Raw genomic sequence first — 8,470 nt, 5'->3', positions numbered from 1 at the left:
TGGTTGCGGGAGCCGGATTTGAACCGACGACCTTCGGGTTATGAGCCCGACGAGCTACCAAACTGCTCCATCCCGCGTCCGACTTGTGAGCATTATACGCCCAACAAGATGTTTTACAAGTTTGTAAACATGGTGCCGAGAGAGGGACTCGAACCCTCACACCCTAAGGCACTAGCACCTCATGCTAGCGTGTCTACCAATTTCACCATCTCGGCATCAAATCTTTACAGATTATTGTGGAATTTCGTCGCCTTGCGCCGGAACTTCACTCACTGCATCTTCAGCTTGTTGAATCACCTGACCTTGAGTCGGGTCAATCCACTGTGACTCAGTTTTATGTGTAGACATATTACCAAGCACTAAGCTAAGGATAAAAAATGTAGTTGCAAAAATTGCAGTCATTCGGGTAAGGAAATTTCCTGAGCCACCAGCACCAAACACAGTGTTTGAAGCGCCAGCACCGAAAGAGGCTCCCATATCTGCGCCTTTACCTTGTTGAATCAACACTAGGCCAATTACACCAAGCGCTGCCAACAGGTAAATCACAAGTAGAACTGTAAACATTTTTCCACCTATGTTCCTAATTGTTGAGCCAGCGCCGTTCAAAAAACTATTTTTAAGAACAAGGCTAGCGACCTCCTAACTGAAGGCCGAGCAATACTAGCGAATGCGACGATGACTGACAAGGGGAATTTACTAAAAAATAAGCCTTTACCAAGCAAGTGGTCAAAAAAAGGGCAAAAGGGACACAAAACTCATTTGCGTCCCTTTTTAATCATCACATAACTAAAACCCGGCCCCCACAAGTGAGACCGACTTCGCCTGTTACGGCAAACGTTTTATTAGCAATTCGCTTTTACTGCATCAGCAATTTTCAGTGCAGAACTCTGAACAAGTTCAGCATCTTCACCTTCGACCATTACGCGCAGTAGTGGCTCAGTACCCGATTTGCGTAATAGCACACGACCTTTCTCACCGAGTTCCGTCTCGACTTCAATAACAGCCGCTTTCACAGCCTCTGCTTCTAGTGGGTTTGAATCACCACTGAAACGAACATTTTCTAGAACTTGAGGGTATAACGTCATACCTTGAGAAAGCTCATTCAGTGTCATTTCACTATCGACAACTGAGGCCAATACTTGCAGAGCAGCGACGATAGCATCACCTGTCGTCACTTTATCTAATAGGATAACGTGCCCCGAGTTCTCAGCACCGATCTTCCAGCCTTTAGCTAGAAGTTGTTCCATAACATAACGGTCACCAACAGCAGCACGTACAAATGGAATACCTAATTGCTTAAGGCCATTTTCCATCCCAAGGTTGGTCATTAGTGTACCAACAACTCCGCCTTTCAACTCACCACGGCGCAGTGCATCGCGAGCAATAATGTAAGCGATTTGGTCACCATCAACTTTATTGCCTAGCTCGTCAACCATGATGATACGATCACCATCACCATCAAAGCCAAGACCTAACGCCGCTTTTTCTTCAACGACTTTAGCTTGCAGAGCGCGTACATCAGTCGCACCTACTTCATGGTTGATGTTGGTGCCATTTGGCTCCACACCAATCGCAACAACCTCAGCACCCAGCTCTTTAAATACAGCCGGCGCAATGTGGTAAGTCGCACCATGCGCGCAATCCACCACAATTTTCATACCAGCTAGCGTCATTTTGTGTGGGAATGTACTTTTACAAAATTCAATATAACGGCCTGCTGCATCATTTAGGCGCACCGCTTTACCTAATTCAGAAGATTCAACGCACTCGATATCTTTGTCTAGCTCAGCTTCGATGGCGAGTTCAATCTCATCCGACAATTTAGTACCTTCAGACGAGAAGAACTTGATGCCGTTGTCATAGAAGGGGTTGTGCGATGCAGAGATAACAATCCCCGCTTCAGCACGGAAAGTTTGTGTTAGGTAGGCAACAGCCGGTGTCGGCATTGGCCCCGTAAACGTAGCTTGAAGACCAGCAGCAGCTAAGCCAGCTTCTAAAGCAGACTCAAGCATGTAGCCAGAAATACGAGTATCTTTACCAATGATCACTTTCTTTGTGCCCTGCTTTGCAAGAACACGACCAGCAGCCCAGCCAAGCTTCAAAACAAAATCAGGTGTGATTGGGTACTGGCCCACTTTTCCACGTACACCATCTGTGCCGAAGTAACGTCTTTTATCAGACATATTGATTTTCCTTAATTATGATTAGTGATTGTTATTCATCACTTCGATTATCTTCATCGCTTCCAATGTATCTTCAACATCGTGAACGCGAATAATTTGTGCACCTTTCATTGCTGCGATTGTTGCGCAAGTAACGCTAGCGACCATGCAGTCAGCTGGGACTTTGTCTAGTAGCTTAAAGATCATCGATTTTCTCGACATCCCCGCTAAGACAGGCAAACCAAGCGTATGAAACTTTTCAAGGTGCGCTAATAAATGGTAATTGTGTTCGATGGTTTTACCAAAACCAAAACCAGGGTCAAGAATCAGCTGCTCTTTTGATATACCGACCGCCTCACAAGCTTCGACCCTTTCTTGTAAAAAGTCTTCGACATCTGTTAGAACATCTTCGTAGCTTGGATTGGCTTGCATGGTTCTTGGCTGACCTTTCATGTGCATCAAGCAAATAGGTACATTAGCCTCTGCGGCCACTTCTAGAGATCCGGGCTCTTGCAGTGCGCGTACATCATTGATCAAATCTGCCCCTGCATCAACAGCCTGGCGCATCACCTCAGCTTTGCTGGTATCAATCGAGATCCAAACATCAAACTTGGCGCGAATCGCTCTAATCGCCGGGATAACTCGAGCTAACTCTTCCTCTAAGGACACCTCTGGAGCACCTGGACGAGTCGACTCACCACCAATATCAATAATGCTAACACCAGCCTGAATCATTCGCTCTGCTTGCAGTAAAGCATTATCTAATGAATTGAATTTTCCGCCATCAGAGAAAGAGTCAGGCGTAACATTGAGGATACCCATCACATGTGGGCGGTCTAAAACGAGCGTTTTATTGTGTGCTTTTAATATCATGGAAGGTGGGTCTTAAAGGTAAAAAATATCTTGGGCTAGAAACAGAAAAACCCTGAGCGTACTCAGGGTTTTAATTTAAAGCTTAGCAATTAAGAATCTTTGTTTTGAGCATCATCTGATTCAGATTTAACTTCTTCAACTGTCGACTCTTCAGCTTTTGGCTCGGCTTCTGATTTAGCTTCAGGTTTAGCTTCTTCCTTTGCAGGTTCTGCTTTCGCCTGATCACCCCAACCAGCAGGCTCACGAATGTCAGTCTTACGCTCCATGAGGTCATCAATCTGACCCGCATCGATCGTTTCGTACTTCATAAGCGCATCTTTCATCGAGTGCATCAAATCCATATTATCTTCTAGAATTTGCTTAGCTCGAGCGTAGTTGCGGTCGATAAGAATGCGAATTTCTTCATCGATAAGTCGAGTTGTATCGTCAGAAACATGTTTCGCCTGGCTCATGCCGCGACCTAGGAAAACTTCGCCTTCTTCTTCAGCATAAAGAAGAGGACCTAGTTTTTCCGAGAAGCCCCACTGCGTTACCATCTTACGAGCAATATCAGTTGCACGCTCGATATCGTTTGACGCACCGGTCGAAACTTTGTCTTTACCGTAGATAAGTTCTTCAGCAAGACGACCACCGTACAAGCTAGAGATCATTGATTCTAGATGCTGGCGAGACATGCTTACGCGGTCTTGCTCAGGTAAGTACATAGTTACACCAAGCGCACGACCACGTGGGATGATTGATACTTTATACACTGGATCGTGTTCAGGTACCAAACGACCAACAATTGCGTGACCTGCTTCGTGGTAAGCCGTTGACTCTTTCACTTCCTCAGACATCACCATTGAACGGCGCTCTGCACCCATCATAATTTTGTCTTTCGCAAGTTCAAACTCAACCATAGATACATTGCGTTTGTTACCACGAGCAGCAAAAAGAGCCGCTTCGTTAACAAGGTTCGCAAGGTCTGCACCAGAGAAACCTGGAGTACCACGAGCAATCAGAGATGGTTCAACATCACCTGACAGTGGCACTTTACGCATGTGTACTTTAAGAATCTGTTCACGACCCCGTACATCAGGTAGACCAACCACAACTTGACGGTCAAAACGACCAGGACGAAGTAATGCAGGGTCTAGTACGTCTGGACGGTTAGTCGCAGCGATAACAATAATACCTTCGTTACCTTCGAAACCATCCATCTCAACCAGCATTTGGTTAAGTGTTTGCTCACGTTCATCGTGACCACCACCAACACCAGCGCCACGTTGACGACCTACCGCATCGATTTCATCGATAAAGATGATACAAGGCGCTGCTTTCTTCGCTTGTTCGAACATGTCACGCACACGAGATGCACCAACACCAACAAACATTTCAACGAAGTCAGAACCAGAGATAGTAAAGAACGGTACTTTCGCTTCACCAGCAATCGCTTTTGCAAGCAATGTCTTACCCGTACCAGGAGGACCTACCAACAGGATACCTGTCGGGATCTTACCACCAAGCTTTTGGAAGCGGCTTGGGTCACGAAGGTAATCCACAAGCTCTTTCACGTCTTCTTTTGCTTCGTCACAACCAGCAACATCAGCAAACATCGTTTTGATTTGTTCTTCGCTCATCATTCGAGCTTTGCTCTTACCAAAAGACATTGCGCCTTTACCGCCGCCGCCGCCTTGCATTTGACGCATGAAGAAAATCCACACACCAATCAGTAAGATCATTGGGAACCATGAAATGAAGATAGTGCCAAGCAGGCTCTGCTCTTCAGGTGGTGTACCCTGAACTTTTACGTTTTGATTAATTAAGTCATCAAGTAGCTTTTGATCATAAACAGGCATGTAAGTTACATACTTAGAGCCACCACCACGACGTGTGAAAGTGATTTCGCTGTTATTGAACTGTGCGTCTTGAATCTGGCCTTGGCCAACTTCCTGTACAAACGTGGTGTAATCTACTGCTCTGCCGTTACTTTCCCCAGGGCCGAAGCTCTGGAATACCGACATCAACACTACCGCGATAACAAGCCACAGAATTAAATTTTTTGCCATGTCACTCAAGGTGTAAGCCTCTCGATAACTAATTGTAATTAAAGGTAGGGTACTACAGTTTGTAACCTGTAGCCATGTTGTTAACTCTCACTCTTGGAAGAGAATCGTTAACCTTTGTAACCAGTTGCTACGATAAACACTTCACGAGAGCGAGCTCGAGAAGAGTCGGGTTTTCTAACTTTGACTGTTTTAAACATCTCACGGACGTCCTTAACATATTGGTCAAACCCTTCGCCTTGGAATACTTTTACAACAAAACTACCATTGGTAGCTAGAACTTGTCGACACATATCCAAAGCTAATTCAACTAAATACATAGCTCTTGGCTGATCCACAGAATTGTTGCCTGCTATATTAGGTGCCATATCAGACATCACGACATCAACCATGTTTGGTTGTATACGTTCCAGCAACGCATCTAGCACAGCTTCTTCGCGGAAATCGCCTTGTAAAAAGCTCACTCCAGCAATCGGATCCATTGGTAACAAGTCACACGCAATGATTTGACCGTTGTCTCCGATAATCTTAGCAGCATATTGAGACCAACCGCCAGGCGCTGCACCCAAATCCACAATGGTCATCCCTGGAGTCAGCAATTTATCTTTCGTTTGAATCTCTTCCATTTTGAAATAAGCACGCGAACGATAGCCTTTTTTTCTGGCTTCATTTGCGTACTTGTCGTCGAAGTGTTCCTTCAACCAACGGCCCGAACTGGCCGAGTGTTTCTGTTTGCTCATTGGATACCTAAATTGGAGGAAAGTACTAATTGCTGAATAAATTATAGTCTTCAGCTTTAGATGGCGTTAAAATAGGTTTTTTCAACCCTAATACTAAATAAAATTGGCCGCGTAATGAACCTAAGTACCAAACAAAAGCAGCATCTAAAGGGCCTAGCTCACAGTTTAAAACCTGTTGTGCTAATGGGCGCAAATGGACTTACTGAAGCTGTTCTAGCGGAAATCGAATTAGCTCTAGACCACCACGAACTGATCAAGATTAAAGTTGCATCAGAAGACCGTGAGACTAAGCAACTGATTATCGATGCAATTGTACGTGAATCTAAAGCTGAGAAAGTACAGACTATCGGTAAAGTTCTAGTACTGTTCCGTCAGTCAGAAGCACGTAAAATCGAGATTCCACGCAAGTAAGCGAGCTTGATATAAGCTAACTTCATTAAAAGAAAGCCACTGCGCTTAGCTTTTAGTGTAGCGTGAGAAACGAAAAAGGTCGCATTAGCGACCTTTTTACTTATCAAAAACAAAGAAAATTCAATTAGATGTATTCTACTTTGTCGATTTCGAAGTCTTTATCACCACCTGGGGTAGAGATCAGTACTTCATCGCCTTCCATCTTACCGATAAGGCCACGTGCAATTGGGGATTTCACAGAAATGCGACCCGTTTTGATATCGGCTTCATCTTCAGAAACGATTTGGTAGCGGAATTCTTCATCCGTATCTACGTCAATCAAAGTCACTGTCGTGCCAAAGATAATCTTACCTGTGTTATCCATCTGCGTTACATCGATGATCTGAGCCAGTGATAGCTTATATTCAATATCTCGAATTTGAGCTTCACAGATACCCTGCTCTTCACGAGCGGCGTGGTATTCAGCATTCTCTTTCAAGTCACCGAGTTCACGAGCTTCACCAATAGCTGCTGAAATAATAGGACGTAGCTTAAGTAGGCGATCTAATTCGTCACGTAGCTGCTGAGCGCCACGTACTGTCATTGGAACCTTTTCCATTTTTTACCTCTATGCCAAAGCTTTCTTTGGCCAACATAAATCCACCCAACATACTTATTGGGTGATAGAAACAAAACGATTTGGCTTAGTGTAAACAAACTTTATGGCTAAATCACCTTTATTCCACTTTGCGTTATAAAAGCTTTATCTAGGTCTAAATTACAGACATCACAAAAATGAATAATAACCTCACCATCAATAAGTTAGCGATGAAATATCTAAAAAAAACAAAAATAAACCAAATAAACACAGATCACACTTTTATAAAAATCATATAAAAACAAATACTTAAACACACGCAAACTCAATAAAACAGTGTTCATAATTTTTATTGATATCATTTTACTACCTGATGGTGGAACTTTAGGGGTAAAAAGTACCCCACGGATTGCTCTGGCAAGTTTCACGCTTTTGTTCTAAGCATGATTATGAAGCTTGATTAATACGAGCAATATACAAAAAGGATTCAAATCCTTGATAAATACCTTTATGGACAGTAATTAGGAATTAATAACATGAACAAGACTATGATCGCGCTTGCTGTATCTGCTGCAGCTCTTGCTACTGGTGCTAACGCTTCAGAACTATACAACCAAGACGGTACTTCTCTAGAAATGGGTGGCCGTGCGGAAGCTCGTCTATCTATGAAAGATGGTAACGCTCAAGACAACTCTCGTATCCGTCTTAACTTCCTAGGTCAAGTTGAAATCCAAGATGGCCTATACGGTGTTGGTTTCTACGAAGGCGAGTTCACAACGGCTGAAAACGGCGCAGGCACTGACAAAAACAGCGACAGCTTAACTAACCGTTACGCTTACGCTGGACTTGGCGGTACATTTGGTGAAGTAACTTACGGTAAAAACGACGGCGCTCTAGGCGTAATCACTGACTTTACCGATATCATGGCTTACCACGGTAACTCTGCAGCAATGAAAATCAATGCTGCTGACCGTGCTGACAACATGCTTTCTTACAAAGGTCAATTCCAAGACCTAAGCGTTAAAGCAAGCTACCGTTTTGCTGACCGTACAGAACTAAAAGCTGACGGTACTCCAGCAGGCGAAGGCGATGCTGTTGCTTCTTACAGCGACAACAGTGCTGATGGTTACTCTCTATCTGGTATCTACGCAATCGGTGAAACTGGTGTTAAACTAGGTGCAGGTTACGCAAGTCAATACTCTGGTAACAACGCACAAGACGAATACATGCTTTCTGGTTCTTACACTATGGGCGACCTATACTTCGCTGGTGTATTTACAGATGGTCAAGTTGCTAAGAACGACGGTGATTACACTGGTTACGAAGTAGCAGCGGCTTACACTCTAGGTCAAACAGTATTCTCATCTACATACAACAACGCTGAAACTAATGGTGAAACGTCTGCTGACAATATCGCTGTTGATGCAACGTACTACTTCAAGCCTAACTTCCGTGGCTATGTATCGTACAACTTCAACCTAATCTCAGCGGGTGACCAGTTCGGTACTGCTGGCGGCAACCTTGCTGCAACTTCAGCACAAGCTGAAGACGAGCTAGCTCTAGGTCTACGTTACGACTTCTAATTCTGATTATCTAATTGATTAATTAGTTAATTGAGAATCAAAACGCCCGCTCTATAGCGGGCGTTTTTTATATCTGTAT

Annotated in this window: 8 protein-coding genes and 2 tRNA genes; 2 read left to right on the top strand and 8 right to left on the bottom strand. The window is 44.1% G+C overall.

What is annotated here, in order from left to right; all coding sequences use genetic code 11:
- The 7 genes from AB4653_RS13765 to rlmE form a co-directional block, all read right to left on the bottom strand.
- Positions 1-77 (bottom strand) — tRNA-Met (locus tag AB4653_RS13765).
- Between the two features lie 53 nt (positions 78-130).
- Positions 131-215, bottom strand: a tRNA-Leu gene (locus tag AB4653_RS13760).
- Between the two features lie 16 nt (positions 216-231).
- Positions 232-564, bottom strand: coding sequence for a preprotein translocase subunit SecG (gene secG, locus AB4653_RS13755; RefSeq protein ID WP_009847546.1), 333 nt, complete (start codon positions 562-564; stop codon positions 232-234).
- A 278-nt stretch (positions 565-842) separates the two neighbouring features.
- Positions 843-2,183, bottom strand: coding sequence for a phosphoglucosamine mutase (glmM, locus tag AB4653_RS13750; RefSeq protein ID WP_009847545.1), 1,341 nt, complete (start codon positions 2,181-2,183; stop codon positions 843-845).
- 21 nt (positions 2,184-2,204) lie between these two features.
- Positions 2,205-3,035: a dihydropteroate synthase gene (gene folP / locus AB4653_RS13745; protein WP_009847544.1), complete on the bottom strand. Its 831-nt coding sequence runs from the start codon at positions 3,033-3,035 to the stop codon at positions 2,205-2,207.
- An 89-nt stretch (positions 3,036-3,124) separates the two neighbouring features.
- Positions 3,125-5,083, bottom strand: coding sequence for an ATP-dependent zinc metalloprotease FtsH (gene ftsH / locus AB4653_RS13740; RefSeq protein ID WP_102257748.1), 1,959 nt, complete (start codon positions 5,081-5,083; stop codon positions 3,125-3,127).
- A gap of 107 nt (positions 5,084-5,190) precedes the next feature.
- Positions 5,191-5,820 (bottom strand): 23S rRNA (uridine(2552)-2'-O)-methyltransferase RlmE, encoded by a 630-nt coding sequence (gene rlmE, locus AB4653_RS13735; RefSeq protein ID WP_009847548.1) that lies wholly within the window; start codon positions 5,818-5,820, stop codon positions 5,191-5,193.
- A gap of 114 nt (positions 5,821-5,934) precedes the next feature.
- On the opposite strand from rlmE, the gene yhbY reads away from it, so the two are divergent.
- Entirely contained in the window at positions 5,935-6,231 is a 297-nt protein-coding gene (gene yhbY, locus AB4653_RS13730) for a ribosome assembly RNA-binding protein YhbY (protein WP_004734509.1), read from the top strand.
- A 124-nt stretch (positions 6,232-6,355) separates the two neighbouring features.
- Here the strand turns inward: yhbY and greA are convergent, their stop codons facing one another.
- Positions 6,356-6,829 (bottom strand): transcription elongation factor GreA, encoded by a 474-nt coding sequence (gene greA / locus AB4653_RS13725; RefSeq protein ID WP_009847549.1) that lies wholly within the window; start codon positions 6,827-6,829, stop codon positions 6,356-6,358.
- A gap of 515 nt (positions 6,830-7,344) precedes the next feature.
- Here greA and AB4653_RS13720 point away from each other — a divergent pair.
- Complete coding sequence (locus AB4653_RS13720) at positions 7,345-8,391, top strand: porin (RefSeq protein WP_009847550.1); 1,047 nt, start codon at positions 7,345-7,347, stop codon at positions 8,389-8,391.
- Positions 8,392-8,470: the final 79 nt, after the last annotated feature.

The sequence above is a fragment of the Vibrio sp. 10N.222.48.A3 genome (genome assembly GCF_041475345.1).
GTDB lineage: Bacteria > Pseudomonadota > Gammaproteobacteria > Enterobacterales > Vibrionaceae > Vibrio > Vibrio tasmaniensis_A.
Note: the sequence above shows the minus strand (reverse complement) of the source record. Positions and strands in the feature narration are given on the sequence as shown.

What these genes read in the sequence shown, in the direction of transcription:
- secG (WP_009847546.1), bottom strand. Translation starts at nt 564, where the DNA reads ATGTTTACAGTTCTACTTGTGATTTACCTGTTGGCAGCGCTTGGTGTA.
- glmM (WP_009847545.1), bottom strand. Translation starts at nt 2,183, where the DNA reads ATGTCTGATAAAAGACGTTACTTCGGCACAGATGGTGTACGTGGAAAA.
- folP (WP_009847544.1), bottom strand. Translation starts at nt 3,035, where the DNA reads ATGATATTAAAAGCACACAATAAAACGCTCGTTTTAGACCGCCCACAT.
- ftsH (WP_102257748.1), bottom strand. Translation starts at nt 5,083, where the DNA reads ATGGCAAAAAATTTAATTCTGTGGCTTGTTATCGCGGTAGTGTTGATG.
- rlmE (WP_009847548.1), bottom strand. Translation starts at nt 5,820, where the DNA reads ATGAGCAAACAGAAACACTCGGCCAGTTCGGGCCGTTGGTTGAAGGAA.
- yhbY (WP_004734509.1), top strand. Translation starts at nt 5,935, where the DNA reads ATGAACCTAAGTACCAAACAAAAGCAGCATCTAAAGGGCCTAGCTCAC.
- greA (WP_009847549.1), bottom strand. Translation starts at nt 6,829, where the DNA reads ATGGAAAAGGTTCCAATGACAGTACGTGGCGCTCAGCAGCTACGTGAC.
- AB4653_RS13720 (WP_009847550.1), top strand. Translation starts at nt 7,345, where the DNA reads ATGAACAAGACTATGATCGCGCTTGCTGTATCTGCTGCAGCTCTTGCT.